28 protein-coding genes and 1 other annotated feature are annotated in these 26,613 nt (G+C 37.4%); of the genes, 26 read left to right on the forward strand and 2 right to left on the reverse strand.

Annotated elements, in window-relative coordinates; translation table 11 throughout:
• Positions 1-23 precede the first annotated feature (23 nt).
• The 20 genes from minC (at position 24) to yajC (ending at position 15,434) form a co-directional block, all read left to right on the forward strand.
• Entirely contained in the window at positions 24-710 is a 687-nt protein-coding gene (gene minC, locus NST93_RS02560; RefSeq protein ID WP_405100892.1) for a septum site-determining protein MinC, read from the forward strand.
• Positions 703-1,503, forward strand: coding sequence for a septum site-determining protein MinD (gene minD / locus NST93_RS02565; protein ID WP_405100894.1), 801 nt, complete (start codon positions 703-705; stop codon positions 1,501-1,503). The genes minC and minD overlap by 8 nt, the downstream gene beginning before the upstream one ends.
• A gap of 123 nt (positions 1,504-1,626) precedes the next feature.
• Positions 1,627-2,397 (forward strand): peptidoglycan DD-metalloendopeptidase family protein, encoded by a 771-nt coding sequence (locus NST93_RS02570; protein WP_405100896.1) that lies wholly within the window; start codon positions 1,627-1,629, stop codon positions 2,395-2,397.
• Positions 2,387-3,241 carry a site-2 protease family protein gene (locus NST93_RS02575; protein ID WP_405100898.1) on the forward strand — a complete coding sequence of 285 codons (855 nt, stop codon included), beginning with the start codon at positions 2,387-2,389 and terminating at the stop codon, positions 3,239-3,241. Before NST93_RS02570 ends, NST93_RS02575 begins: the two co-directional genes overlap by 11 nt.
• Before the next feature lie 421 nt (positions 3,242-3,662).
• Positions 3,663-3,737: a sequence feature (ribosomal protein L21 leader region), on the forward strand.
• 13 nt (positions 3,738-3,750) lie between these two features.
• On the forward strand, positions 3,751-4,059 hold the full coding sequence (gene rplU, locus NST93_RS02580; protein WP_405100900.1) for a 50S ribosomal protein L21: 309 nt from the start codon (positions 3,751-3,753) through the stop codon (positions 4,057-4,059).
• A gap of 12 nt (positions 4,060-4,071) precedes the next feature.
• Positions 4,072-4,401 (forward strand): ribosomal-processing cysteine protease Prp, encoded by a 330-nt coding sequence (locus tag NST93_RS02585; protein ID WP_405100902.1) that lies wholly within the window; start codon positions 4,072-4,074, stop codon positions 4,399-4,401.
• A gap of 14 nt (positions 4,402-4,415) precedes the next feature.
• On the forward strand, positions 4,416-4,706 hold the full coding sequence (rpmA, locus tag NST93_RS02590; RefSeq protein WP_405100904.1) for a 50S ribosomal protein L27: 291 nt from the start codon (positions 4,416-4,418) through the stop codon (positions 4,704-4,706).
• Between the two features lie 168 nt (positions 4,707-4,874).
• A complete protein-coding gene (locus NST93_RS02595) occupies positions 4,875-5,402 on the forward strand; it encodes a Spo0B domain-containing protein (protein ID WP_405100906.1) in 528 nt (175 codons plus the stop codon).
• Complete coding sequence (obgE, locus tag NST93_RS02600; protein WP_405100908.1) at positions 5,402-6,682, forward strand: GTPase ObgE; 1,281 nt, start codon at positions 5,402-5,404, stop codon at positions 6,680-6,682. Before NST93_RS02595 ends, obgE begins: the two co-directional genes overlap by 1 nt.
• Positions 6,683-6,750: 68 nt before the next feature.
• On the forward strand, positions 6,751-7,602 hold the full coding sequence (gene pheA / locus NST93_RS02605; protein ID WP_405100910.1) for a prephenate dehydratase: 852 nt from the start codon (positions 6,751-6,753) through the stop codon (positions 7,600-7,602).
• A 136-nt stretch (positions 7,603-7,738) separates the two neighbouring features.
• Positions 7,739-8,581, forward strand: coding sequence for a LysM peptidoglycan-binding domain-containing protein (locus NST93_RS02610; RefSeq protein WP_405100912.1), 843 nt, complete (start codon positions 7,739-7,741; stop codon positions 8,579-8,581).
• A 171-nt stretch (positions 8,582-8,752) separates the two neighbouring features.
• Positions 8,753-9,493 carry an NAD(+) synthase gene (nadE, locus tag NST93_RS02615; RefSeq protein WP_405100914.1) on the forward strand — a complete coding sequence of 247 codons (741 nt, stop codon included), beginning with the start codon at positions 8,753-8,755 and terminating at the stop codon, positions 9,491-9,493.
• Between the two features lie 58 nt (positions 9,494-9,551).
• On the forward strand, positions 9,552-10,088 hold the full coding sequence (locus NST93_RS02620; RefSeq protein WP_405100916.1) for a YhcN/YlaJ family sporulation lipoprotein: 537 nt from the start codon (positions 9,552-9,554) through the stop codon (positions 10,086-10,088).
• 111 nt (positions 10,089-10,199) lie between these two features.
• Complete coding sequence (locus NST93_RS02625) at positions 10,200-10,934, forward strand: YebC/PmpR family DNA-binding transcriptional regulator (protein WP_405100918.1); 735 nt, start codon at positions 10,200-10,202, stop codon at positions 10,932-10,934.
• 180 nt (positions 10,935-11,114) lie between these two features.
• Positions 11,115-11,711: a Holliday junction branch migration protein RuvA gene (ruvA, locus tag NST93_RS02630; RefSeq protein WP_405100920.1), complete on the forward strand. Its 597-nt coding sequence runs from the start codon at positions 11,115-11,117 to the stop codon at positions 11,709-11,711.
• 18 nt (positions 11,712-11,729) lie between these two features.
• Positions 11,730-12,731, forward strand: a complete 1,002-nt coding sequence (gene ruvB / locus NST93_RS02635; RefSeq protein WP_405100922.1) for a Holliday junction branch migration DNA helicase RuvB — start codon at positions 11,730-11,732, stop codon at positions 12,729-12,731.
• A gap of 5 nt (positions 12,732-12,736) precedes the next feature.
• Entirely contained in the window at positions 12,737-12,928 is a 192-nt protein-coding gene (locus tag NST93_RS02640; RefSeq protein WP_405103742.1) for a DUF2905 domain-containing protein, read from the forward strand.
• A gap of 22 nt (positions 12,929-12,950) precedes the next feature.
• Complete coding sequence (gene queA, locus NST93_RS02645) at positions 12,951-13,976, forward strand: tRNA preQ1(34) S-adenosylmethionine ribosyltransferase-isomerase QueA (protein WP_405100924.1); 1,026 nt, start codon at positions 12,951-12,953, stop codon at positions 13,974-13,976.
• Between the two features lie 16 nt (positions 13,977-13,992).
• The gene (tgt, locus tag NST93_RS02650; RefSeq protein WP_405100925.1) at positions 13,993-15,132 is read left to right on the forward strand and encodes a tRNA guanosine(34) transglycosylase Tgt; all 1,140 of its coding nucleotides are present in this window, start codon (positions 13,993-13,995) and stop codon (positions 15,130-15,132) included.
• Positions 15,133-15,173: 41 nt separating this feature from the next.
• Positions 15,174-15,434, forward strand: coding sequence for a preprotein translocase subunit YajC (gene yajC / locus NST93_RS02655; protein WP_405100927.1), 261 nt, complete (start codon positions 15,174-15,176; stop codon positions 15,432-15,434).
• 532 nt (positions 15,435-15,966) lie between these two features.
• Here the strand turns inward: yajC and NST93_RS02660 are convergent.
• Both NST93_RS02660 and spoVB read right to left on the reverse strand, forming a co-directional pair.
• On the reverse strand, positions 15,967-16,344 hold the full coding sequence (locus tag NST93_RS02660; RefSeq protein WP_405100929.1) for a TIGR04086 family membrane protein: 378 nt from the start codon (positions 16,342-16,344) through the stop codon (positions 15,967-15,969).
• A gap of 110 nt (positions 16,345-16,454) precedes the next feature.
• The gene (spoVB, locus tag NST93_RS02665; RefSeq protein WP_405100931.1) at positions 16,455-18,008 is read right to left on the reverse strand and encodes a stage V sporulation protein B; all 1,554 of its coding nucleotides are present in this window, start codon (positions 18,006-18,008) and stop codon (positions 16,455-16,457) included.
• Between the two features lie 135 nt (positions 18,009-18,143).
• Here spoVB and NST93_RS02670 point away from each other — a divergent pair, with 135 nt between their 5' ends.
• The 6 genes from NST93_RS02670 (at position 18,144) to NST93_RS02695 (ending at position 26,580) form a co-directional block, all read left to right on the forward strand.
• On the forward strand, positions 18,144-18,437 hold the full coding sequence (locus tag NST93_RS02670; RefSeq protein WP_405100933.1) for a post-transcriptional regulator: 294 nt from the start codon (positions 18,144-18,146) through the stop codon (positions 18,435-18,437).
• Between the two features lie 49 nt (positions 18,438-18,486).
• Positions 18,487-20,739 carry a protein translocase subunit SecDF gene (secDF, locus tag NST93_RS02675; protein ID WP_405100935.1) on the forward strand — a complete coding sequence of 751 codons (2,253 nt, stop codon included), beginning with the start codon at positions 18,487-18,489 and terminating at the stop codon, positions 20,737-20,739.
• 27 nt (positions 20,740-20,766) lie between these two features.
• Positions 20,767-21,096 (forward strand): lipopolysaccharide assembly LapA domain-containing protein, encoded by a 330-nt coding sequence (locus NST93_RS02680; RefSeq protein WP_405100937.1) that lies wholly within the window; start codon positions 20,767-20,769, stop codon positions 21,094-21,096.
• 61 nt (positions 21,097-21,157) lie between these two features.
• Positions 21,158-23,473 (forward strand): single-stranded-DNA-specific exonuclease RecJ, encoded by a 2,316-nt coding sequence (recJ, locus tag NST93_RS02685; RefSeq protein WP_405100939.1) that lies wholly within the window; start codon positions 21,158-21,160, stop codon positions 23,471-23,473.
• On the forward strand, positions 23,463-23,975 hold the full coding sequence (locus NST93_RS02690) for an adenine phosphoribosyltransferase (protein WP_405100941.1): 513 nt from the start codon (positions 23,463-23,465) through the stop codon (positions 23,973-23,975). Before recJ ends, NST93_RS02690 begins: the two co-directional genes overlap by 11 nt.
• Positions 23,976-24,375: 400 nt before the next feature.
• Positions 24,376-26,580: a RelA/SpoT family protein gene (locus tag NST93_RS02695; protein WP_405100943.1), complete on the forward strand. Its 2,205-nt coding sequence runs from the start codon at positions 24,376-24,378 to the stop codon at positions 26,578-26,580.
• Positions 26,581-26,613 lie beyond the last annotated feature (33 nt).

Here is a 26,613-nt window from a genome sequence, read left to right on the forward strand (position 1 = left end):
GTCAATAAAAAGAGGTGATCTACTTGCATGAAAAGAAACAATTGATAACAATCAAGGGAACAAGGGAAGGACTTACGCTGCTTATCGATGATGATGCGGCTTTCTCGGAAGCGCTGCTTGAACTAAAGGATAAGCTCCTTTCCACTCGTCAAAATAGAGATGAACCAGTAGTATCAGTAACTGTACAATCAGGAAATCGATACTTGGATTCTGAGAAACAAGCCAGAATTCGAATGTTGATTGAAGAAGATCATCATTTTAGAGTAGAGGCAATTGAATCCAATGTTATTCACCGGGACAATGCACTGCGCTGGAAAGAAGAAAGTGAAATTAAGGTCGAGAATCGAGTCGTTCGTTCCGGACAGATACTTAAAGTTACTGGAGATTTATTATTAATTGGTGATGTTAATCCAGGGGGCAAAGTGATGTCAACTGGAAATATCTATATCATGGGCAATCTATATGGTATTGCCCATGCTGGGTTCAAAGGTGATCGAAATACATTTATAGCAGCATCATTCATGAAACCGACTCAACTTCGGATTGCTGATTATATTAGCCGTGCACCAGATTATGAGTCAGAAGGTGTTTATATGGAATGTGGTGTGATTGATGAAAAGGAAGACAAAATAATCATTGATCGGCTGCAGCTTCTTTCAAAGAAACGGAACGAAGTAAGCAGGTTCGAAAGGAGAATGCAAAATGGGTGAAGCGATCGTAATTACATCAGGAAAAGGTGGAGTAGGGAAAACAACTACCACTGCAAATATTGGTACAGCACTTGCTTTGATGGAGAAAAAAGTATGTTTAATTGATACAGATATTGGTTTACGCAATCTTGACGTTATTATGGGACTAGAAAATAGAATTATCTATGATATTGTGGACGTTATAGAAGGGCGTTGTCGTTTGAATCAAGCCCTAATCCGCGATAAACGTTTTGATACACTGACTTTACTTCCGGCAGCTCAGACGAGTGATAAATCTGCAGTTACTGTTGATGGAATGAAAGAAATAATTACTGAATTGAAACAAGAATATGATTATATTATCATTGACTGTCCTGCTGGAATCGAACAAGGTTTCCAAAATGCAATTGCTGGAGCAGATCGGGCGATTGTAGTGACGAATCCTGAAAAGTCTAGTGTGCGTGATGCCGATCGAATTATTGGGCTACTTGAGCAGGAAGAAATGAGTGAACCTCCAAGACTTGTAATTAATCGGATTCGCAGTAATATGATTAAAAATGGTGATATGCTTGATATTGATGATATTGTCCAATTATTATCTATTGATTTAATAGGTATCGTGGTCGATGATGAAGAAGTTATTAAGGCTTCTAATAATGGCGAGCCTGTTGCACTTCATCCAAGTTCCAAAGCCTCTATTGCTTACCGGAATATCGCCAGACGGATTCTAGGTGAAAGTGTGCCTTTACAGGCATTAGAAGAAGAAAAAAGTGTCTTTCAAAAATTTAAGGCGATTTTCGGGAAACGTTCTTAATATTAGGTACCGGTGCAGGACTGCATCGGTATTTTTTTGCTTATTTTGTGTTGTCAAGACTCCTGTTCTTAAAAAGGGACTTGCCTCATATATATTAGCAGAACAGGAAAGACGGTGAGTGTCATGAGCAAAGATGTAAACAGAGTTCGAAAAGCAATTGAACAGCGAAAAAAAGTACGGCATCATACTATCCCGAGTGTAAAAGAAGACGCTTTTCTTTTTCATGACGCGGAAGAAAAGCATGGTTTCCCCCCGGAGATGAACGGTTATGCAGTGGGAACGAAAAAGAGCAGGGTAAATAAAGAGCTCTACTCATCAATTATGTTTAAGGCTATTTTCGCTGGAATATTGTTTTTCTCAACAGCTATTTTATTCAATACGGATAAAGCCTTTTTTGCAAAACCTAAGGAAATAGCAGTAAATTTATTGCAGGATGAATTCCCATTTGCGAAAGTCAATATCTGGTATCAGGACATGTTCGGAAGTCCTCTTGCATTTTCCCCACAATCAGAAACAAATACACAAGTGGATAATGAAGGGGTAATGCCTGTGAGTGGCGATATCACGGAAACATTTCAAGTGAATGGCAAGGGAGTAAAAATCTCACCAGGAAAAGAAGTGGATGTCTCAGCACATCAGGATGGTGTCGTCATATTTGCAGGGAAATCAGCTGAAACTGGCAAAACCATTATTGTTCAGCATGCTGATGGAACAAATTCCAGCTATGGATTTTTAAACGAATTTGATGTGCATATGTATCAATACGTAACAGCAAGTCAGAGAATCGGCAAATTTATTCCGGAGACGGAACAGGAAGCTATGTATTTTTCGATTGAAAAAGAAAACTTGTTTTTGGATCCAGTTGAGGTAATTGAGGTGGACGATGTTCCGTAAAATGTTTCCTCCACTTCATTTTCATCCTGTATTTATTCTTTTTATCTTTATCTCGATTTTGACAGGGACATTTATGGAGTTATTAATTATCTTTACGATTGTATTCATTCATGAAATGGGCCATTACTTTATGGCTAAAGCATTTAAATGGCGTATACGAAAAGTCATGCTATGGGTTTTTGGCGGGGTGATGGAAACAGAAGAGCATGGTAATCGGTCAATCAAAGAGGACGTGCTTGTAACTATTGCAGGACCGATCCAGCATATCTTCATCTACCTTCTGTTATATATCTTATTAATAAGTGGTATTTTAAATGAAGCTATTTTCAATACTGCGATATCCTACAACACAGTAATCTTAATCTTTAATCTGCTGCCAATTTGGCCGCTTGATGGCGGTAAGCTTTTATTCATCCTGATGTCTGTAAAATACCCTTACCGCAAAGCGATGGATGCAATCCTCCTTATATCTATGATTCTCAGTATTTTGTTTATTGTAATGCATATGTTTTTTTATCCATTTACATTGAGTTTTACACTTATTATGCTTTTCCTTTTTATAGAAAATCGTTTGGAATGGAAACGACGTTTTTTTATTTTCCTGCGTTTTTTGTTGGAAAGATATAGAGGAAATAATGCAGTTGGCAAACCTGAAGTGCTTCATTTACCTGGAAATATATCATTGATGGAAGCATTCAGTCTTTTCAAAAGGGAAAAAAAACATACGATTGCCATCAAAGACCAACATACTGTTCACCGTATTGATGAAACAGACTGCCTGCATGCCTACTTTCATAAAAAACAATACAATAGGCAGATTTACGATATATTAAATGATTCCTAGTTATTCTTCTTCAAAGGCCGAAAAAACTTCGCTTATTTTAGTTCATAGTAACTTCTTTTGAACAGAAGGCATTCTCTTCGCTTATTTGAAAGCAATATCGAATTCTTTGGGAAAAAAGAGTTATCAAAGACAGTTTTCCGGAATCAGTTTATATTGTCCACGAAGGTACTTATCATGGACGAATATCCAAGTTTCGAGTATCTTTAGGACAGAAGTTGAATTAAAACAGTCAGGAGTTTATTTGAAATAATAATCCAGTTGCTGTTAATGTTGATTGTATGAATTCAATACTTGATGTTCCATAGGAGTTAAATATAAATATGCTATGGGTATTGACGGTGTTTTTCTTAGGAAAATGGCGAAATAAGCTTGACATAAGCTATGAAAACATGGTAACATCAATACGTTATTCATCGTAGCACCAGTGCTACAACCGCACAGAACAGGTTATAGTAAACTCTTTAAGAGTACCTGTATGGCGAGTCTGAGTTAATTAAGGAGGTGCAAGTATGTACGCAATTATTGAAACTGGCGGTAAGCAAGTTAAAGTTGAAGAAGGTCAAGAGATCTTTGTTGAAAAGATTTCTGCAGATCCAAACGAAGTAGTAACATTTGATAAGGTTCTTTTCGTTGGTGGCGATGCTGTTAAAGTTGGTGCGCCATATGTTGATGGAGCAACTGTTACAGCTAAAGTTGAGAAACAAGGACGTCAAAAGAAAGTTACTGTATTCAAATACAAACGCAGAAAGAACTATCATCGTAAACAAGGTCATAGACAGCCTTATACGAAAGTAGTAATTGAAAAAATCAATGCCTAAGGATAGATTCAAGTGATTCAAGTAACTGTTAAACGAAATGATCAATATATCCAATCGATTGAGCTTTCTGGACATGCTGAAAGTGGGCCTTATGGCTATGATTTAGTATGTGCAGGAGTATCAGCTGTTTCTATAGGAGCAGTAAATGCAGTTATGGAATTATCTGATGTAGACTTAAAGGTAGAGCAGGGAAAAGAAGGTGGCTATTTATTAGTTACTGTCCCTGAAATGCTTCATAATAAAGAAATGGAAAAAGCACAGCTTCTTTTTGAGGGAATGCTTATTTCCTTAAAGTCGTTTGAAAATGATTATGGAAATTTTATTCGTATACAGGATAAATGAGGAGGTGCAGCCAAATGCTACGTCTAGATTTACAGTTCTTTGCAACGAAAAAAGGTGCGGGTAGTACGCGTAACGGACGTGACTCTGAATCAAAACGTCTTGGCGCTAAACGTGCGGACGGACAATTTGTAACTGGTGGTTCTATTTTATATCGTCAACGCGGTACAAAAATCTATCCAGGTGAAAATGTAGGTCGTGGTTCAGATGATACGCTTTACGCAAAAGTCGATGGTGTTGTTAAATTTGAACGCTACGGTCGTGATCGTAAAAAGGTAAGTGTACTTCCTGTCGCACAGGAAGCATAATAAGTTATCAATTAGACTCCAGCCAGTTTTGGCTGGAGTCTTTTTCATCTAAAAGAATAGCAGCTAATTTATATGGTGACTTGTTGAATTGTAAATAAAAATTCCAGTTATTAGTGAAGTATCTCCTTGTTTCTGCTATACTTTCTATATTAATGGGAGGTTTAGCGAATGAAGCCAGCAGATGTTGTAAATATAATTCAGCATTATCGTCATGATATTCTTAATCAATTACAAGTTATTCAAGGGTATATTAAATTAGATGATTATAAAAAAGTAAATGCAACCATGTCGCAACTCCTAGAATATTTTTATCAGGAAAGAAAATTATTAAATTTAAATATGCCTCATGTTTTACTATGGTTCCTGCAATTTAATATAAAGTATGAAAACATTAAATTAACATATGACATTGATATAGAGAATAAAAACATGCAAAATGCAGATATTTTTATTACAGATAAGCTAGAAAGGATATTGGAAGATATACAAAGGCACGGCAGAGATGATAAGCTATATCAAGTGGAAGTTGAATTTAAAGACAACATTGATGGTTGTGAAATTTGCGTGTATGTTGATTTGGAATCATGTGATACAAAAGGTGTAAATCAAATAACTTTAGAAGATATTGACATTAACACAGCTGCAAGTGAACGAATATACAGCTTTAATGTTTCTGTCAATAATGAGGTGAAATAATGTTTGTTGATAGAGTCAGTGTATATGTAAAAGCCGGAGACGGTGGTAATGGTATCGTTGCCTACCGTAGAGAGAAGTATGTGCCAATGGGCGGACCAGCTGGCGGTGACGGCGGGAATGGTTCAGACATCGTATTCGAGGTTGATGAGGGCTTAAATACGTTAATGGATTTCCGTTATAAACGTCACTTTAAAGGAAAACGCGGAGAAAATGGCATGAGTAAGACACAGCACGGAAAAAATGCGGATGATTTAATTATACCTGTACCACCAGGGACAATTGTTATCGATGAAGATACAGATGAAGTAATTGCAGATCTCATTGAGCATAAACAGCGGGCAGTGATTGTTAAAGGAGGCCGCGGGGGCAGAGGAAACGTTCGTTTCGCGACTCCGAAAAACCCTGCTCCAGAAATTGCAGAGAATGGGGAACCGGGTCAAGAAAGAAACATCAGAGTGGAATTGAAAGTAATAGCCGACGTTGGATTAGTAGGTTTCCCAAGTGTTGGAAAATCCACGCTTCTATCTGTAGTAAGTGCGGCCAAGCCTAAGATAGCAGATTATCATTTTACAACCCTTGCCCCGAACCTTGGTGTAGTTGATACAGGTGACCAGCGAAGCTTCGTGATGGCGGATTTACCTGGATTAATTGAAGGTGCGAGTGAAGGGGTAGGTCTAGGTCATCAATTCCTGCGTCATGTGGAAAGGACACGACTAATCGTTCATGTAATTGATATGGCAGCAATTGAAGGCCGCGACCCATACGAAGATTACATTACAATTAATGAAGAACTGCGCGAATACAATGAAAAATTAATTCAACTTCCACAAATTATTGTTGCAAATAAGATGGAGATGCCTGATGCACCTGAAAACTTAAATATCTTTAAAGAAAAACTTAATGAAGATGTTCGCGTTTTTGAGGTTTCGGCATTGACCAGACAGGGACTAAAGGAAGTTATGTATGCGATAGCAGATATGCTCGATCAAATACCTAAATTTCAACCTGAAGTTGATGACATTGAGAAAACAGTTGTCTATCGTCACCATAAACAAGAAGATGATTTCCACATTACAAGGAATCCAGACGGTTCCTTTGTACTTCATGGCTCGAAACTTGAGAAGTTGTTTAAAATGACTGATTTAACGAGAGACGAATCTGCACAACGCTTCGCCCGTCAGATGAGAGGAATGGGTATCGATGAGGCGCTAAGAAAACGTGGTGCAAAAGATGGAGATACAATCCATCTATTAGATTTTGAATTTGAGTTTATTGAGTAACGATAAAGAATAACAGATAATGTCTGAACGTATAAAAAGATAATCTGAATAAAGTTGGAGTGAATAGATTGACGAAGATTGGTTACTTAGGCCCAAAAGGAACTTTTACAAAATTAGCTGTAGATACAGCATTTAATAACGAAGAAAAGATTGCCTTTACTACAATACCAGAATGTATAGATGCTGTAGCAGATGGTTCTATCGATATTGCAGTAGTACCAATAGAAAATGCGATTGAAGGGACGGTTCAATTAACAGTTGATTATTTAATTCACGAGGTAACACTGCCTGTAGCAGGTGAAATAGTTGTACCGATTCAACAGCACTTGCTTGTAAGCCCAGACTTCACAGGTGAACTATCTGATATTGAGGAAGTCCACTCACATAGTCATGCGATTGCTCAATGTCATCAATATATTCATAAACAATTGGACTCACCCGCAATGAAGTTCACGACTTCTACTGGAAGGGCTGCTGAAATTGTTGCACAAACAGATCGTCCAATTGCTGCAATTGGTAATGTATTAGCTGCAGAAGAATATGGATTGCGTATTATGCAGCATAATATCCATGATTATCCAAATAACCACACAAGATTTATTGTTTTAACCAAAAACAAAGAGCTTGTAAAAATTAAACAACCTGTTCAATCTGAAAAGACAACATTAAAGATTACTTTGCCAAGTGATCAGGCAGGGGCGCTGTATCAAATACTATCTGCTTTTGCTTGGCGCAAGTTAAATTTATCAAAAATCGAATCACGCCCAACTAAAACCGGACTGGGCAATTACTTCTTTATTATTGATGTGAATCAAACATATGATGAAGTACTCTTTCCTGGTGTAAAAGCTGAACTTGAGGCACTAGGATGTGAAGTGAAAATCTTAGGCACCTATCCAGTCTTTCATATGGATATATAATAGAACGAACCGCTAAAGCTTTGAATGATAAAGGCTTAGCGGTTTTTTTGAATGTTGGTTAACTTTTAGGCAAGTTTTGCATATGTTGATATAGAGTAATTAGCCTAGAACTTGAAATAGAAAGGAGCTCGTTCTTTTGAAAATACACATTGTCCAAAAGGGAGATACCCTATGGGAAATTGCGAAGAAATATAATGTTGACTTCGAAGAATTAAAACAGCTGAACTCACATTTGGCAAGCCCTGATATGATTATGCCGGGAATGAAAATCAGAATACCAACAGCAACTAAAACAATTAAACAGGGGAAAAGTAAAACAGAAGTCCAAAAGACAATGCCAGCGAAAAAAGGAACTCCTGTTCAGGAGCAGAAGAAAATGCAAGTGAAAAAAGAAACACCCATTCAGGAACAAAAGAAAGTGGCACCAGCTGAAAAACCGAAATTGATGCATGAAAAACCAAGTACTTTACCAATACTTGAAGTTGAGAAAGAATATCATCCAATAACAGTTCCCCCGAAAAAGACACAGCCTAAAGAAAAGACTGTTGTTAAAAAGAAAGAAGCTAAAAAGGAAAAGCCTGTTCAGCCCGTTCAGCCTGTGCCAGTACCACAGTATCCAACTTATGAAGCACCATTACTAGCGGAATATCCATGCTATCCGCCTGTATACATGAATCCATGTTGTTCGCCTTGTAATTTTCATTATCCAATGATGATGCCAGAACATATGGGGTGCGGCTGTCAGCAGGGGTATCAGATGCAGCAGCCCGGCTACTATCCAATCAATATACAGCCATCAATGCAGCCAATGCAGCCAATGTATAATAGCTATCCATCAGAAGGAGCGCAGATGTACTCTAATCAGCAGCAGATGTTTCAGTCAGCGCGAGACGAATTGGAAATGTATCCAACTCCCCCAGTTTACCCTTCAAAGAATCAAGAAGAACGAACGAGTGATAAAAATCAAACAGAAGAATAAAAATATAATGAGACGCACACAACGTCTCTTTTTTTTGTTTTTTAAAAGTTAATTATCAGTCGAATAAGGGTAAATGGGATATAATAGGGGGGCAGAACTATTGTCCCATTTTATAAATTAATGCTAAAATCAGAGCAGGTTAATTATTACATTCAAGGAGCTGAAATAGAAGTGGAGAAATATATCGAGCAAATTGTCGAGTGGCTGCGTGAGAGAACAGAGGCGGCAGGAGCAAAAGGATTATTAGTTGGCGTTAGCGGCGGGCTTGATTCTGCAGTAGTTGCAGCTTTAATTAAAAAGGCGTACCCTGAAAACTCACTGGGGGTAATGATGCCGATTCATACAAGTCACAAAAATCTTCAAGATGCGCTTGAAGTGACAAATGCCTCTAATATTGAAGCAATAAATATTGATTTGACTGAATCTCATAACGTGATGTACGAGCAAATTACTGAAAAGCTTCATGACAAAAAAAGTTTTAATCAAGAGCAAGATCAGCTTGCAAATGCAAATTTACGCGCACGCTTACGAATGAGTACACTATATGCACTTGCAGCACATTATAATTATTTAGTTGTCGGAACCGATAATGCATCAGAATGGTATACAGGTTATTTTACAAAGTATGGCGATGGGGGCGTTGATATATTACCCTTAGTAGAATTTACTAAAACTGAGGTTCGGGAAATGGCCAAGTTATTAAATGTGCCTCAAGCAGTTATAGCAAAAGTTCCAAGCGCTGATTTATGGGAAGACCAAAGTGATGAATCAGAAATGGGTGTCTCTTATACCGTAATTGATGCCTATTTAAAAGGTGAAACAACTAAAGAGGAAGACAAGGAAATTATTGAAAAGATGCATACGCGTACAATGCATAAACGTGAGCGTCTTCCTTTCTTTAAAAGAAATTAAAAAAGAGGTGTAAAACAACCTTACTTATGCAAACTAGGGATAAGGAGGTTGTTTTATTATGTTGAAAAAAAGATATATTTGTATCCTGTTGATTGTGATTGCAGGCTGCAGTAATACTGCAAATCAATCGGAGAACCAAGAAAATATGCCGCACCCACAAAAAGTAAGATATGAAGGTCCTGCAAAAGAAGCGGATCATCTAACTTACTATAAAGACTATGTTGACGCACGAGAACTACAAAAAGACAATTTGACGGATAATGATTTTGAACGGTATACGGACCCCTATACGACGGAAGAGAGTCAGGAAATCGCGGAAAAACTAATGGAAAACCGGGATATTATTGTTGCTGAGGTCCGAATCGTTGATAAGCAGGTTTTTGTAGCAGTAAAGCTCAGAGAAAATAATTACGATCGGAATCATGATATGAGTACAGTCACTGCCATTGAAGATCAAGTAAAAGAAATACTCGATGATGAAGAAAAAAATGTGGTCATTTGGACGGACCATACACAGTGGAATCGAATGAAAAATCATTATGCGGAACCAGAAGTGACACCGTTTTTTGATAAGTTTTTTAAAGACAATGAGTAAATGACATCTCCTTTCCAGGCTTTCTATTACGATTTATTATCAACATTACTTTAATATCTTCCATTTTTTTGTTATAGTTAGTAAAGAAATTTCTAGAGAGGAGAATGTCCAATGGCTGGTCATTCTAAGTGGAAGAATATACAAAGAAGAAAAGGCGCACAGGATGCAAAACGCGGCAAAATTTTCATGCGTCATGCAAAGGACATCTATACTGCTGCAAAACAAGGCGGTGGTGATGTAGCTACAAATCCTGCATTGCGTACTGCAGTTGATAAAGCAAAAGCAGATAATATGCCGAATGATAATATAGAAAGAAATATAAAAAAAGCGACAGGGACATTGGATGGCGTCAGCTTTGAAGAAATTACGTATGAAGGTTATGGTCCAGGTGGAATTGCGGTTATTGTTCATACGCTTACAGATAATAAAAACCGTACTGCAGCTGAGGTAAGGCATGCATTTAAAAAGAATGGCGGAAATCTTGGTGAAAACGGAAGTGTTTCCTTTATGTTCGACCGTAAAGGCTACATTGTAATTAATAATGAATCCGGAGAGCTAGATGAAGATGTAATAACTCTAGAGGCTTTGGAAGCTGGAGCGGATGATATTTCTAATGAAGACAGTGCTTATGAAATCTACACAAGTACAGAAAGCTATCAGGAAGTATTAGATTATTTCACTGAAAAAGATTTCGACATTCTTGATAATGAAGTTACTTTGATTGCACATAATTATTCAGGGTTATCTGCAGAAGAGGAAGAAAAAATGCAGCAGCTGATTGAAGCATTAGAAGAGATTGAAGATGTACAAGATATCCATCATAATTTGGAAGAATCGAATGACTAATTATCTGAACTTCTATTTCACTCGTGGAATAGAAGTTTAATCATTCTTGCAAGAGATGACCGATAAATTTTTAAAAAGTGACACAATTAAAATTGCAAGTTCTTTTCGTGTCCTATTAAACACTTGTACAGCGGTTATGATAGTATAGGATTAGATGTTTATAAAGGGGAAGGTCTTAAGATGATTGCATATGTTAAAGGCAAGCTCACAGTAATCCATGACGAAGCTGTGGTTGTTGAAGCAAATGGAGTTGGCTACGAATTAATTTGTCCGAATCCTTTTTACTTCCAAAAAGTAATGAACGAAGAAGTACTTATACATACTTATCACTATGTACGTGAAGATTTCCAGGTATTATACGGTTTTAAAAATGAAGATGAGAAATATTTATTTACAAAGCTTATATCTGTTTCTGGCATTGGACCAAAAGGGGCCTTGGGAGTCCTTGGGTCAGTTGATATTCCGTCCTTTGTAGCAGCAGTAGAAAATGAAGACGATAAATTCCTTACTCAATTTCCAGGTGTCGGAAAAAAAACAGCTAGACAAATTATCCTTGATTTAAAAGGTAAGTTGACTGCTAAGTTTACAGTCGCTCCTGTTGAAGAACGTATAGAAGTTAATGACCATTCAGCTTTAAAAGAAGCGGAAGACGCACTGAAGGCTTTAGGATATACAGATAGAGAAATAATCTCTATTATGCCTTCGCTTCAAAATGCGGGTCTGGAAAATACAGATGAAATCATTCGTAAGGCACTTGCATTATTAATGAAAAATTAAGAGAGGAGCCTTCAACCTATGGAAGATAGAATGGTAACTGGAGATATGCAGGAACAAGACATGTCGATAGAACTCAGCCTGCGTCCAGAAACATTAAATCAATATATTGGGCAAGATAAAGTGAAAGAGAATTTAAGAATCTTCATTCAGGCGGCAAAGATGCGTGAAGAGCCATTAGATCATGTCTTGCTTTATGGTCCGCCAGGTTTAGGTAAAACGACACTTGCAGCGATTATCGCAAATGAAATGGGTGTTAATTTCCGTTCTACATCAGGTCCAGCCATCGAGCGGGCTGGTGATCTGGCTGCAATCCTCTCTTCCCTGGAAGCCGGTGATGTTTTATTTATTGATGAAGTCCACCGTTTACCGCGTGTAGTTGAAGAAGTTCTATACCCAGCAATGGAAGATTTTTTTCTTGATATTGTGATTGGGACAGGTCCAAGTGCCAGATCTGTACGAATTGACTTGCCGCCATTCACATTAGTTGGTGCTACAACAAGAGCGGGTCTTTTGACAGCGCCACTTCGGGACCGTTTTGGGGTTTTAAGCCGACTGGAATTTTATGAGCAGAAGGATCTCTCAGCAATAGTAGAGCGGACTGCTGAAATTTTTGGAACATCTATTACAAAGGAAGCAGCGGCAGAAATTGCATTGCGTTCACGGGGAACACCGCGAATTGCTAACCGACTACTGAAACGCGTCAGGGATATTTCACAGGTTCGAGGTGAAAGGGAAATTAGTCTTGAAATGACTGAATTAGCATTAAGCATGCTTCAGGTGGATGATGCCGGTTTAGATCATATTGATCATAAGTTTTTAAAAGGTATAATAGAAGGGTTTAATGGTGGCCCTGTCGGGTTAGATACAATTGCGGCAACAATAGGGGAAGAAGCACAAACGATAGAAGATGTTTATGAACCGTATTTGCTGCAAATTGGGTTTATCCAGCGAACGCCCAGAGGCAGAGTTGCAACACCAAAAGCATATGAACATTTTGGCATGAAAGTGCCTGATATGTAATGAATATGGGCAAACTATTGATAATAGCTGGAGTTATTCTAATTATACTTGGACTGCTTTGGCACTTTATAGGAAAGTTGCCTGGTGATATTCATTTTAAAGTTGGAAATGTGTCTGTATATTTTCCAATTGTAACATCGATAATTGTAAGTATTATTCTAACCGTTATATTTTACTTTATCGGGAGATTTAGATAGATTTAGCAAAAAGGAGCAGCGTATGAAAATAGAAGATTTTGATTTTGATTTACCCGAGGAATTGATTGCCCAGACACCTTTGAAAAATCGTTCTGCCTCAAGGCTCCTTGTCTTAGACAGGAATAAGGAGGGAGTTGAGCATAAGACTTTCACAGATATTAAAGAATATTTAAAGGCTGGAGATTGCCTTGTATTAAACGATACGAAGGTACTGCCGGCAAGGCTCTATGGCATCAAAAAAGATACTGGTGCAAAGATTGAAGTATTACTGCTTCATCAACAGGAATCAGATGTGTGGGAAGTCCTGACAAAGCCTGCTAAGAAGGTTAAAATCGGTACAGAGCTTGTTTTTGGCAATGGTGAATTAACAGCAGTATGTACCGGAATAGAGAATCATGGCGGAAGAATCTTTAAATTTTCTTATGAAGGAATATTTTATGAGGTTCTTGATCGCTTAGGTGAAATGCCGCTGCCTCCTTATATAAAGGAGCAATTACCTGAAAAAGATCGCTATCAAACCGTTTATGCAAAAGAAGAAGGTTCTGCAGCGGCACCAACAGCAGGTCTTCATTTTACGGAAGCTTTATTACAAGAACTGAAGGAAATGGGAGTTAAGATTGCTTTCATTACCTTGCATGTTGGTTTGGGAACTTTCCGTCCTGTAAGTGTGGATACAGTTGAGGACCATGAAATGCATGCAGAATTCTATCATATGGACGAAGAGACCGCCACTTTATTAAATGAAGTGAAAGCAGATAATAATAGAATTATTTCAGTTGGTACAACATCAACTAGAACGCTTGAGACAATAGTGAGAGATCATGGTAAATTTATCGCAACAAGTGGCTGGACGGACATTTTTATATACCCGCCATATGAATGTAAAGCCATTAATGGTTTAATAACGAATTTCCATTTACCGAAATCAACATTAATTATGTTAATTAGTGCATTTGCGGGTAAAGAAAAAATATTAGCAGCCTATAAAGAAGCAGTGGAAGAGAAATATCGATTTTTTAGCTTTGGGGATGCAATGTTAATTTTATAAGCAGAGGAAGAATAATATGATGCCAATAACATATGAATTAATTAAAACAGATAAACAAACAGGAGCAAGGCTTGGCAGGGTTCATACACCACATGGCTCATTTGATACGCCGACATTTATGCCTGTTGGCACGTTAGCGACTGTTAAAACAATGAGTCCTGAAGAGTTACGAGCAATGGATGCGAATATTATCTTATCAAATACGTATCATCTTTGGTTAAGACCAGGTGAGGATATTATTCGTGAAGCTGGTGGTCTTCATAAGTTTATGAACTGGGATGGCGCAATTTTAACAGATTCTGGAGGTTTTCAGGTCTTCAGTTTAAGTGATATGCGTGAAATCGTGGAGGAGGGTGTCCATTTCCGTAATCATTTGAATGGGGACAAGCTCTTCTTATCACCAGAAAGAGCAATGGAAATTCAAAATGCTCTAGGTTCTGATATAATGATGGCCTTTGATGAATGTCCACCATATCCAGCTACCTATGAGTATATGAAATCTTCAGTTGAAAGAACATCTCGCTGGGCTGAAAGATGCCTCACTGCACATAGCCGACCTGAAGAACAGGGCCTCTTCGGAATTGTACAAGGTGGAGAGTTTGAAGAACTGCGTAAACAAAGTGCAAGAGATTTAATCTCATTGGACTTTCCTGGTTATGCAATCGGAGGACTTTCTGTTGGAGAGCCGAAAGACGTAATGAACCGTGTATTGGAGTTTACTACGCCTGAGCTGCCAGCAGATAAACCAAGATATTTGATGGGAGTAGGGTCTCCAGACTCACTAATTGATGGAGCAATTCGCGGAATTGATATGTTTGATTGTGTTCTGCCAACAAGAATTGCAAGAAATGGAACATGTATGACATCTGCTGGTCGACTTGTTGTCCGCAATGCGAAATATGCACGGGATTTCGGGCCAATTGATGAGAATTGTGACTGTCATGTATGTAAAAATTACTCGCGGGCGTACATTCGTCACTTAATAAAATGCAATGAAACATTTGGTTTCAGACTTACGACTTATCATAACCTGCATTTTCTGTTAAAATTAATGGAGCAAGTACGAACTGCTATAAGTGAAGATCGACTTGGTGATTTTAAAGAGGAATTCTTTGAGCAATATGGACTAAACAAGCCAAATGCAAAAAACTTTTAAAATCTTGGATCCTCTAATAATCTAGGAAAGGGGGGAAATTCATGGAAACATTAGTTGCACTAGCGCCGATTATTTTAATGTTTGTTATCTTTTATTTCTTGTTAATCCGTCCACAGCAAAAGAGACAGAAACAAGTTAGAGAAATGCAAGATTCATTGCAAAAGGGAGATAAGATTGTTACGATTGGTGGCTTTCATGGTACTATCCATGCGATCGATGAGGGAACTATCGTGATTGCATCTGGAGACGGTGCTAAGCTTACTTATGACCGTTCAGCTGTACGTGAAAAAGTTCAGCAATAATTCGTTTGTTAATAAAGCAATAGGTGAGCCATCTATTGCTTTAACACCACGAATGCAAGTCTTTACATAGAATTGCTTTTACTAACAAACACTTGATAAATCCTCTTTGAGAAGAATGCTTCTCAAAGGGGTTTTTTTATATTCACTTATGACTAGCGAATATAAAATGATTTAGCTGAAATGGCATAGGTGAAACGAAAAGCTGATAATCTTAATTCAGAGTAATCCTGTTTTTCTAGACAGATGGCATTCTTCTAGACTGGTTCACCACTTATCTTGCTCCCACTGGCTTAGAGAAGAGTTCTCACCACCCGTTAAAGAATAATACTGATTTCTTCGGGCAGAGGGAAAGTTTATCAAAGACAGTTTTTCGAAATGCAATTTTATATTGTCTAAGTGCTACCTTATTAATAATGATTTTTCGAATTTCCGTTCTGTTTAGGGGGAAAGCTATTCTGAACTAAATTAATCAGCACTTTACTTAAATTAAGGTGAATTTAATAAAAATAAAAGAAGCTCTATTAAGCTTCTTTTATTTTTCCGTGCTGCTGAACATATTGACCCCAATCATTCCGCCGAATACTGCTGCGAGAATATAACCAGAGTGATGGAGGAATTGTTCGAGGGTGAACCCATTTTGATAGCCGAGGTATTGTACTAAAAACACGAAAATAGTAAATCCCAAACCTGTAATACCCCCAAAAATCCAGCCTTTCGCTTTACCTTTTACTCCAGTAACCATTCCGCCTACAAATAAGGCTACGAGTCCTACTCCAAAAGCAATCCATGAAAGCATCCATTGACTAATATCTGTGAATTGCAGAATTAATGCTAAAATAAAACTAGTAATTAAAATAAAAGCAAGTACAAAAATCCAGCCATATAATAATGCGTTAAGTTGTCTTTTCACCACATTTCCTCCTTATGATTGTCCCTTTATATCATCATATTCAAAAGCAAGATAATTAGACTGGCATTTTCGTGGCGAACTGTGGTTTATTCTCCCAAAATGTCTGCAGTTTAATGAAACCATTTTTGAAGAAATGGTATTGCTTTTAATTCTTCCTTTGTTATAATTCGCAGTATGAAAAGGCAGATAATATAAATAATTGCAAGCACGATAATTACCAGCGCAAACATTATAATATGCGAAGCTGTAAGGAAATAAATTTGGCGCAGCATCCAGCCGAAAATATACGTAATCACTAAAAGTGAAATCATTTTCAGCAAATCGCTGAATGGAATGTGGTAGTTAATTTTTTTATTTAATACTGTAAAATGAAGCAATGTAACAAGGATGACTGAAGCTGACAGTCCAATAGCTACCCCACTCATGCCAAAGTCCGGATTTGAGCCAAGGATAAAAATAACTCCTAATTTAACAAAAGCCCCGATTAGACTATTCCACATCGATTCTTTAGCTAAATCCATTGCCTGGAGCGCTGCTTGTAATGGCGCTTGGATATATAGTAGAATGTAAAAAGGTGCCATGAGCAATAAGAGTTGATTGGCATTTGCTGTGCCGTACATAAGTGTCAGAATTTGTTCTGAAAATAATACAATAATAATCGTTGCAAGGGCACCGGATGCAAATGATATCCGAATCGCCTGGTGAATCCGATAATGAATAAGTGTATGATTATTTTTAGCTCCGGCTTCTGAAATAGATGGGATTAACGCAATTGCGAGTGAATGGGTAATAAAGGTAGGCAAGAACAATAATGGAATTACATATCCAGTAAGTTCGCCATATTGCTTTGTTGCAGCAATGCTTGAAACTCCAGCTATAGCAAGAGCTTGTGCTACTAATATTGGCTCAAGAAAATTGGATATTGAACCAATCAATTTGCTGCCTGTACTAGGAAGTGCAATGGACATTAAAGATCTGATCGTTTCCTTCATGTCGCGAAAATATGAAAATACACGATTGGGAAATTTCCTTACTTTACGCAGCTTAAATTGATAAAGCATAAACAGGACCGAGGCAAATTCACCAATAATGACACTGAACATCGCACCAGCAGCAGCGAATTCAACTCCATAAGGCAGAAGAAGCTTGATAAATATATAGACAAAAATAATACGGATTACTTGCTCTATTACTTGGGCATAACTCTGAGGCTTCATATTTTGTTTTCCCTGAAAATATCCTCGCAGCACGGATGAAATTGCAACAATTGGCACGATAGGACTAATTGCTAATAACGGATATAGTGTACGTTCGTCTGTCAGCAGTGTAGATGCAATAAAAGGCGCCCCGAAAATCATACCAGCGGTTAATAATACACTGGCAACAGTCGTAAGAATCAAAGATGTTACAAGTATGTTTTTTATTTTGTGCTGATCATTTAGGGCATCTGCTTCCGCGACCCTTTTTGCGATTGCAATTGGAAGACCGATTTGGGTCAGGGTGATGACGAGAAAAAGGGTAGGAAGTGCCATCATATAGAGCCCGACTCCTTCTTCACCAATTAAACGTGCGACTACAATCCGATTAATAAAGCCGAGAAAGCGGGTAATCATCCCAGCGATTATCAGAATTAGTGCACCTTGTAAAAAAGTTTGCCTTGTCATTTTATCGTCCTGCCTTCTCAAAAAATAAAAATTCATATACAATGATATATATGCTATTGGTGTGTCCAAGCATGACAAGTTAATCGAACTGTTCGAGTTGAAATATTATTTCTCCAGAACAATAGGAGGTTTAACATGGAAGTGATTCAAAACGTAAATGAATGGAAAAATACTGTCATTCCTTTTTTGGACAGCAAGGTTGAAGAACTGCAATTAATGGGTTATTCCCAAGCTACAAGGGAAGATGTGTGGAAGTGTCTTGTTCAAAAGGTATGGAAAGGAAAACCTGATAAAAAAATACATCAAATCGTTCATGAAATTATGCATTTAAAGTCTTCTACTTATCTAAGCTATTTAACGGTTCAATCGTACGAAGATAATGATTTAATGGCTTCAATAGCAGCAATTATGAATTCGGACGAAGGGTAAATACATAGTGACAGGTGAATACCAATCAGTAAGGGAGGAAAGAAAATAAATGAAAAAAAGAGGCAGACTGGTCGCCTTTTTTCTAATCGTGATTGCTCTTGGAATTGGGATTGGATTGACGACAAATTGGGTAACAAAAAATATTAATTTAGGTTTAGATTTACAAGGCGGTTTTGAGGTGCTCTACGAGGTCGAACCAGTAGACGATGGCGAGGAAATAACGAAAGGACTAATGGAAGGAACGGTCCAAACATTAAACGACCGTGTGAACCGGCTTGGTATTAGTGAGGCAGTCATAGATATTGAGGGAGAAGACCGGATTCGTGTTCAGCTTGCCGGGGTAGAGGATCAGCAGCAAGCCCGTGATATGCTCGCTACATCTGCACAGCTGTCTTTCCGTGATGTAAATGATGTTGAATTGCTTGATGGTTCAGATGTAAAAGGCGGAAGTGCAAAACAGGATTTTGATCCAAATACAAATGCACCAATTGTTACACTGCAATTAAATGATTCGAGTAAATTCGGAGAAGTAACAACCCAAATCAAAAATATGGGACCACCAAATAATCTCCTAGTCATTTGGATGGATTTTCAGGAAGGGGACTCCTATACAGCTGAAGCAGTGAAGGAGGAACCTAAATTTGTTTCAGCCCCTAGTGTGTCTGAAACATTAAATACTACGAATGTCATGATTAGTGGGAACTTTACGATAGAATCTGCAAAAGCCCTAGCTGATATTATTAATTCAGGTTCATTACCTGTGCATATGACAGAAATATTTTCAACATCTGTCGGGGCTCAATTTGGTGAACAGGCATTGAATCAAACTGTTTTTGCTGGGATAGTTGGTATTATTTTAGTTATTTTATTCTTGCTGATTGTTTACCGTTTTACAGGGTTAATTGCTTCAATTAATTTGATTATTTATACGTATTTCGTATTACTTGTATTTGAAATGATGAATGGTGTGCTCACGCTTTCTGGAATTGCTGCACTTATTCTTGGGGTGGGTATGGCTGTTGATGCGAACGTTATTACGTTTGAACGGTATAAAGAAGAACTGCGTTTAGGGAAGTCTGTGAAAGCAGCATTTGCAGCAGGCAGCAAAAACTCTTTCCGAACGATTCTTGATGCAAATATAACTACCTTAATCGCTGCAGTTGTTCTCTTTATTTTTGGAACGAGCTCAGTGAAAGGGTTCGCGACAATGCTCATTATTAGTATTTTAATTAGTTTTATCACCGCAGTATTTGGCACAAGGCTATTTCTGGGGCTTTGGGTTCAAAGCGGATTCCTGAAAAACAAAAAATCATGGTTTGGTGTAAAAGAAAAAGATATCAAAGAACTTTCTGCTGACGAAGAAGAGCCAAAGTTATTTAATAGAAATGTAAATATTATTCAGCATCGGAAGAAGTTTTTCATATTTACTGGTGTACTCATGATATTGGGATGTGCTGCACTGCTGATTTTTAAAATTAATCCAGGAATTGACTTTACTAGTGGTTCGCGTATTGAAATTGCTGCTGATGAGAAAATCAATGCAGAAGAAGTAGAAGGTACTTTTAATGAATTAGGTTTCGAAGCGAAATCAATTGTACTATCTGGTGAAAACAATACGATAGCAGTTGCACGTTTTGAAACAGTCTTATCCGATCAAGAGATATTTAAGGTACAACAAACCTTCCAGGAAATGTACGGAGCTGAACCTGCAGTGAGTGTTGTTTCGCCGATTGTCGGTCAGGAATTAGTGAAGAATGCAATTTACGCTGTTGTAATCGCAGCACTATTTATCATCATTTATATTGCATTCCGTTTTGAATTATTCTTTGGAGTAACAGCTGTCATAGCTCTTTTCCATGATGTTTTAATTATGTTGTTTGCATTTAGCATTACACAAATTGAATTCGATATCACAATCGTTTCAGCTATTTTAACGATTGTTGGTTATTCAATAAATAATACAATCGTGGTATTCGATAGGGTCAGAGAGAATATTCAGAAGCAAAAACGGGTATCGTCCTTTAATGAACTCGCAAAAATTATTAATCGCAGTATTATACAGTCATTTACAAGAACAATGAATACGACAATTTCTACGTTAATTGCTATTCTTGCATTCCTTGTGCTTGGCGCATCTTCTATCTTTACATTTACACTTGCGCTGGTAATTGGATTGACAGCAGGTACGTATTCATCTCTATTCCTTGCTGCTCAAATATGGCTTGTATGGCGAGGTAAAAGCATCAAAGAAAAACCTTTAGACTTCAGAAAGAAAAAACGTTTAGAAGGACCACAAGTCTAATTATCTCAAAAGGCGGAGGGGTTGCTCATGAAAGGACAGACATATGTCATCGCGGCAATTGTACTAACGATTATTATCGCTGTGTTTGCCGTAATTAACGTTGAGCCAGTTGTAGTGAATTATCTTTTTTGGAGTGCAGAATCTCCTCTGATTCTTGTAATTCTCTTTTCTGTTTTGATGGGTGGATTAATAACATCAATTGTTAGCATGGTGAAATTTTTCCAAATGCAGAGAGAACACTCAAGACTCCATCATGAAAATGTTAAATTCAGGGAGAAACTTGAACAATTAGGTGTCTCTGCTGAGGAATTATTACATGTCAGGAAGAAAGAAGATGAGAAAACTAGAGATGAATAAGCGTAATTAAATTGCTACCCCTGCTAGTCTTTTGTATAATAGATTAGTCAGGGGTGAATTTATGTTACAAAGCAAGGCAAAATGGACAGACTTAGATAATAGTACGGAAGAGATATTAGTAAAAGATATCCCTTTAGAAGTGTCTCCAATTATTGAAAATCTTTTATTGCAGCGAGGGATTACAACTGCATCAGAGGCAAAACAATTCTTATCACCTGATATAGAATTTCTGCATGGACCAGAAAGTATTAAGGATATTGATAAAGCAGCTAAACGAGTACAGGATGCAATTGCAGCAAATGAGAAGATACTTATTTATGGCGATTATGATGCCGATGGTGTAACCTCCACAGCATTAATGTATAAAACACTAAAAGAATTAAATGCAGATTGTGATTTTTATATACCAAATCGTTTCACTGAAGGTTATGGACTGAATGAACAAGCAATCCATGCAGCGAAACAAAATGGGTTCACCTTGATTATTACGGTCGATACTGGAATTACTGCTATACACGAAGCAAATGTTGCTAAACTGCTTGGAATAGATTTAATAATAACCGACCACCACGAACCCCAAAATGAACTGCCTGAAGTAACCGCGATTATTCATCCAGTACTCTCGGAGGATTATCCATTTAAAGAGTTGGCAGGAGTGGGGGTAGCATTTAAATTCTCACAATATCTTCTTGGATACTTTCCGAAGCAATTTCTGGAGTATGTTGCGATTGGAACAATTGCTGACTTAATGCCCTTAAAGAATGAGAATCGAATTCTTACCCACTTTGGATTAACAGCACTTTCGACCAGTCATACTCCAGGAATCCAGGCATTAAAAAACAAATGCAATATTGAGGGGAATGTTTCAGAAGAAGATGTCGGCTTTTTAATGGGACCGCGATTAAACGCTGTTGGCAGATTGCAGGATGCCAGTTTGGCAGTAGAGCTGCTATTAACTGAATCACTTGAAGAAGCAAATTATTTTGCTGAAGAAATTGATCTGCTTAATCAGCAAAGAAAGCAAATAGTAAGTCAAATCACTGAAGAAGCCGAAAAGATGGCTGATCCGGAAAAACACGGAATGATTATTGTTGCAAATGAAGGCTGGAATGAGGGAGTCTTAGGAATCGTTGCTTCCAGGCTAGTACAAAAGTTTGACCGACCTGCAATTGTATTAAATTATAATCGAGAAACTGGAGTACTTAAAGGCTCTGGACGCAGTATCCCAGCATTCGATCTTTTTACAAATTGTATGAAGGTTAGAGATTTGTTTACTAATTTTGGCGGTCATGCTCAAGCAGCTGGAATGACAATAGCTAATGAAAACTTGGCTGTACTGCAGGAATCACTTGATCAATTAGTTGCTGCTGAATTATCACCTGATGATTTTAAACAGGAAATAATTATTAGTGGTTCAATCCATTTAAACGAGATTGATGAACATGTAATTGACGAGATGAACAAGCTTGCACCGTATGGTATGGGGAATCCTAAGCCTATCTTTAAAATAAAGAAGATACCTAAAGACGCGAGACAAATCGGAAGTAAAAAAAATCACTTGAAACTGCAGTTCAGTGAGGATGGAAATAATTTAGATGGAATTGCTTTTGGAATGGGGGAACTCTTCCATGCAATATCTCCAAATACAGCTTTGACTGTTGTTGGTGAATTAGGTATAAATGAATGGAATGGGAAAAGGAAGGCACAAATCATGATTCAGGATATGTGCATAGATGAGTGGCAGCTATTCGATTATCGAGGTCGAAAAAACTGTGACCTGTCTCTTTTAAAAGAAGAGAATACGTTAACTGTCGGACATAACCCGCTTCATTCTTATCCACATCTTCAGCAGATTCAATATGATACAGAAGTAAATGCCCTGAAAGAAGTCGATCATCTGATATTATTTGAACTGCCAAAGCATGTAGATGAATTGAAAAAAATTATTCAATATACAAAGCCGAAAAATATTTATGCATGTTATCATATAGAGAAAAGTGCATATTTAAATCGATTCCCGACTCGAGAAGATTTTATTTGGTTTTATGCTGTTGTTAAAAAACAGCAGGTTATTGATTTGAAGACTGAAATCCAAGCCATGATGCAAGCGAAATCATGGTCACGTGAATTTATTATTTTTATCGCTCAGGTGTTTTCTGAGCTTAACTTTGTTAATATTGAAAATGGCCGCGTTGAAATAAACCCGCACCCAGATAAAAGAGAACTAGAGGATTCAACCGTTTACCAGGATCGTTTACAGAGACTGGAAATAGAACAAAAATTATATTATTCAAATTATCAGCAGTTTAAAAACTGGTTTTTAGATTGTATGGATTATTTAGATAAGCCCGAGGAGGAAATAGTAAATGGATTATAAAGAATTCATTGAGATTGTACAAGATTGGCCGAAAGAAGGTATCTCATTTAAGGATATTACACCACTAATGGCAAATGGAAAAGCTTTTAAAGCAGCGGTTGATGAAATTGTTGACTATGCGAAAGAAAAAGAAATAGATATTGTAGTAGGCCCGGAAGCAAGAGGCTTTATTATTGGCTGTCCAGTTTCTTATGCATTAGAAGTCGGCTTTGCCCCAGTAAGAAAAGAAGGCAAGCTTCCAAGAGATGTAATTAAAGTGGATTACGGTCTTGAGTATGGAGAAAATGTATTAACCATTCATAAGGATGCAATTAAGCCTGGACAACGTGTGCTGATTACTGATGATTTATTGGCAACAGGCGGTACAATTGAGGCTACAATTAAATTGGTTGAAGAACTTGGCGGAGTTGTCGTAGGTTGTGCTTTCTTAGTTGAACTAAGTGATTTAAATGGCATGGATAAATTAGACGGGTATGATGTTCTGTCTTTAATGAGCTATTAATATAAAAATAAAAAACAGGTCTGGCAGATTTTTTAGTCAGACCTCTTCTTATATAAATTTTTCGCAGTGTGGCGGCTGTAAGATTCCTGCTCAGAGAATAAGAGACAAATTTAAATTCCGAATTGGAGCCTAATAGCCAGTAACAGCTGATTCGTCCAACTGTCATTCGGCTGGGGTAAAAAACGCCCCATCTGAATGAAGTTTTATTATATATATACGAATATATGGACAGCAGTATAAGAAAGGCATATAATTAAAATATTTAAATCTATTTATTTTAATTGATAAACATATTAGCAGTTGAATGTATTAAATACGCTGCACTCAACTTTAGCAGCTTTTTAATGAAGGAAATTCTTGTTTAAAATATTAGATAAAGACAGTTGATAAAGGTGATTAAATGGCAAAAGATGAAAATATTACAGTTGAAGAGTTGCTGGATAAGGCAAGAGAATACCTGACTGAAGAAGATATCGCTTTTATTACACGTGCTTATAAGTTTTCTGAACAGTCGCATGAAGGACAATATAGAAAATCTGGTGAGCCTTATATCATTCATCCAGTACAGGTGGCAGGGATTTTAGTTGATCTGGGCATGGATGCTGAGACAATAGCGGGCGGATTTTTACATGATGTAGTAGAAGACACGGAAATTACGTTAGAGCAAATAGCCGAGGAATTTAATCCGGAAGTTGCTATGCTGGTTGACGGTGTCACAAAGCTTGGAAAAATTAAATATGAATCGAAAGAAGAATTACAGGCAGAAAATCACCGTAAAATGTTTGTGGCAATGGCAAAAGACATTCGTGTCATTCTGATTAAGCTCGCTGACCGCTTGCATAATTTACGAACATTAAAACATTTACCTCCAGAGAAACAGCGCCTAAAAGCAAATGAAACCATTGAAATATTTGCCCCTTTAGCACATCGGTTAGGAATTTCCACGATTAAATGGGAACTCGAGGATACAGCATTGCGCTATCTAAATCCTCAACAATATTATCGTATTGTTCAATTAATGAAGCAGAAGAGGGAAGAACGCGAGACTTATATAGCAGAAGTTATTGACCAGCTGTCTAACCAGCTTGCAGAGGTTAATATAGAGTCAGAAATGTCAGGAAGACCAAAACATATTTATAGTATATATCAAAAAATGATTAAACAAAATAAGCAATTTAATGAGATTTATGACTTGTTAGCAGTTCGAATTATCGTTAATAGCATTAAAGATTGTTATGCTGTTCTTGGGATCATCCATACAAATTGGAAGCCAATGCCTGGGCGATTTAAGGACTATATTGCAATGCCGAAGCAAAATCTCTATCAATCCTTGCATACTACTGTTATAGGTCCGAAAGGCGATCCTTTAGAGGTTCAGATAAGAACGAAGGAAATGCACGAAATTGCTGAATATGGGATAGCAGCGCATTGGGCATATAAGGAAGGGAAACAAGTAAAAAGCAGTCCAAGGAGATCGTTTGAAGAAAAGCTTTCCTGGTTTAAAGAAATCCTTGATTGGCAAAGTGAAACCCACGATGCAGAGGAGTTTATTGAATCACTTAAAATAGATTTATTCTCTGACATGGTCTATGTTTTTACACCGAAAGGCGATGTAATCGAACTTCCTTCAGGTTCAGTGCCAATTGATTTTGCTTATAAAATTCATACGGAAATTGGTAATAAAACAATTGGAGCAAAGATTAATGGAAAAATGGAGCCATTGGATTATACGTTAAAAAACGGAGATATAATCGAGATGATGACCTCAAAACATTCCTATGGTCCTTCCCAAGATTGGCTGAAAATCACGAAAACATCCCAAGCAAAAAGCAGAATTAAGCAGTTCTTCAAAAAACAGCGACGTGAAGAAAATGTAATTAAGGGCAAGGAAGCAGTAGAAAAAGAAATTCGGGCAATGAATATACAGCCCAAGGAAGTTTTAACCGCTGAGAATCTGCAACGAGTATATGATAAATTCAGCTTCTCTAACGAAGAAGACTTATATGCTGCTGTCGGCTATCATGGCATTACAGCTGCGTTAGTAGCAACGCGATTAACGGACCATATACGTCAAAAGAGAGAAAAAGAAGAAAGTATGGACAAAATTCTCTCTGAAGTAAATATTGAAAAGCCAAGAACAAGATCACATAAAAAAGATTCAGGGGTCCGTGTTGAAGGTGTCGATAATTTATTAGTACGATTGGCGAAATGCTGTAATCCGGTACCAGGTGATGAGATTACTGGTTATATTACGAAAGGCAGAGGTGTATCTGTACACCGTTCAGATTGCCCGAATGTGCATACAGAAGAAGCGCAGCAACGCTATCTCGATGTAGAGTGGGAAGATAACTTTACAGATGAAAAACATTATCATGTTGATTTGCAGATTTCTGGCTACGATCGTCAAGGTTTGTTAAATGAAGTGCTTCAGGCTGTGAATGAAATGAAGACGAACATAACACATGTAAATGGAAAAACGGACAAGAATAAAATGGCAATTATTCAATTGACAATCATGATTCTTAACACAAGACATTTGCGAAGAATTGTTGACCGACTTAAGAAAATTCCAGATGTATATACTGTAACTAGAACGATAAATTAGCAGGTTAGAAATGGAGTAAGGAGAGTTTTGTGA

It is taken from the genome of Oceanobacillus sp. FSL H7-0719 (assembly GCF_045040795.1).
In the GTDB taxonomy this organism is placed as follows: domain Bacteria; phylum Bacillota; class Bacilli; order Bacillales; family Amphibacillaceae; genus Oceanobacillus.

What these genes read in the sequence shown, in the direction of transcription:
- minD (WP_405100894.1), top strand. Translation starts at nt 703, where the DNA reads ATGGGTGAAGCGATCGTAATTACATCAGGAAAAGGTGGAGTAGGGAAA.
- NST93_RS02570 (WP_405100896.1), top strand. Translation starts at nt 1,627, where the DNA reads ATGAGCAAAGATGTAAACAGAGTTCGAAAAGCAATTGAACAGCGAAAA.
- NST93_RS02575 (WP_405100898.1), top strand. Translation starts at nt 2,387, where the DNA reads ATGTTCCGTAAAATGTTTCCTCCACTTCATTTTCATCCTGTATTTATT.
- rplU (WP_405100900.1), top strand. Translation starts at nt 3,751, where the DNA reads ATGTACGCAATTATTGAAACTGGCGGTAAGCAAGTTAAAGTTGAAGAA.
- rpmA (WP_405100904.1), top strand. Translation starts at nt 4,416, where the DNA reads ATGCTACGTCTAGATTTACAGTTCTTTGCAACGAAAAAAGGTGCGGGT.
- NST93_RS02595 (WP_405100906.1), top strand. Translation starts at nt 4,875, where the DNA reads ATGAAGCCAGCAGATGTTGTAAATATAATTCAGCATTATCGTCATGAT.
- obgE (WP_405100908.1), top strand. Translation starts at nt 5,402, where the DNA reads ATGTTTGTTGATAGAGTCAGTGTATATGTAAAAGCCGGAGACGGTGGT.
- NST93_RS02620 (WP_405100916.1), top strand. Translation starts at nt 9,552, where the DNA reads ATGTTGAAAAAAAGATATATTTGTATCCTGTTGATTGTGATTGCAGGC.
- NST93_RS02625 (WP_405100918.1), top strand. Translation starts at nt 10,200, where the DNA reads ATGGCTGGTCATTCTAAGTGGAAGAATATACAAAGAAGAAAAGGCGCA.
- ruvA (WP_405100920.1), top strand. Translation starts at nt 11,115, where the DNA reads ATGATTGCATATGTTAAAGGCAAGCTCACAGTAATCCATGACGAAGCT.
- ruvB (WP_405100922.1), top strand. Translation starts at nt 11,730, where the DNA reads ATGGAAGATAGAATGGTAACTGGAGATATGCAGGAACAAGACATGTCG.
- NST93_RS02640 (WP_405103742.1), top strand. Translation starts at nt 12,737, where the DNA reads ATGGGCAAACTATTGATAATAGCTGGAGTTATTCTAATTATACTTGGA.
- queA (WP_405100924.1), top strand. Translation starts at nt 12,951, where the DNA reads ATGAAAATAGAAGATTTTGATTTTGATTTACCCGAGGAATTGATTGCC.
- tgt (WP_405100925.1), top strand. Translation starts at nt 13,993, where the DNA reads ATGATGCCAATAACATATGAATTAATTAAAACAGATAAACAAACAGGA.
- yajC (WP_405100927.1), top strand. Translation starts at nt 15,174, where the DNA reads ATGGAAACATTAGTTGCACTAGCGCCGATTATTTTAATGTTTGTTATC.
- spoVB (WP_405100931.1), bottom strand. Translation starts at nt 18,008, where the DNA reads ATGACAAGGCAAACTTTTTTACAAGGTGCACTAATTCTGATAATCGCT.
- NST93_RS02670 (WP_405100933.1), top strand. Translation starts at nt 18,144, where the DNA reads ATGGAAGTGATTCAAAACGTAAATGAATGGAAAAATACTGTCATTCCT.
- secDF (WP_405100935.1), top strand. Translation starts at nt 18,487, where the DNA reads ATGAAAAAAAGAGGCAGACTGGTCGCCTTTTTTCTAATCGTGATTGCT.
- NST93_RS02680 (WP_405100937.1), top strand. Translation starts at nt 20,767, where the DNA reads ATGAAAGGACAGACATATGTCATCGCGGCAATTGTACTAACGATTATT.
- recJ (WP_405100939.1), top strand. Translation starts at nt 21,158, where the DNA reads ATGTTACAAAGCAAGGCAAAATGGACAGACTTAGATAATAGTACGGAA.
- NST93_RS02690 (WP_405100941.1), top strand. Translation starts at nt 23,463, where the DNA reads ATGGATTATAAAGAATTCATTGAGATTGTACAAGATTGGCCGAAAGAA.
- NST93_RS02695 (WP_405100943.1), top strand. Translation starts at nt 24,376, where the DNA reads ATGGCAAAAGATGAAAATATTACAGTTGAAGAGTTGCTGGATAAGGCA.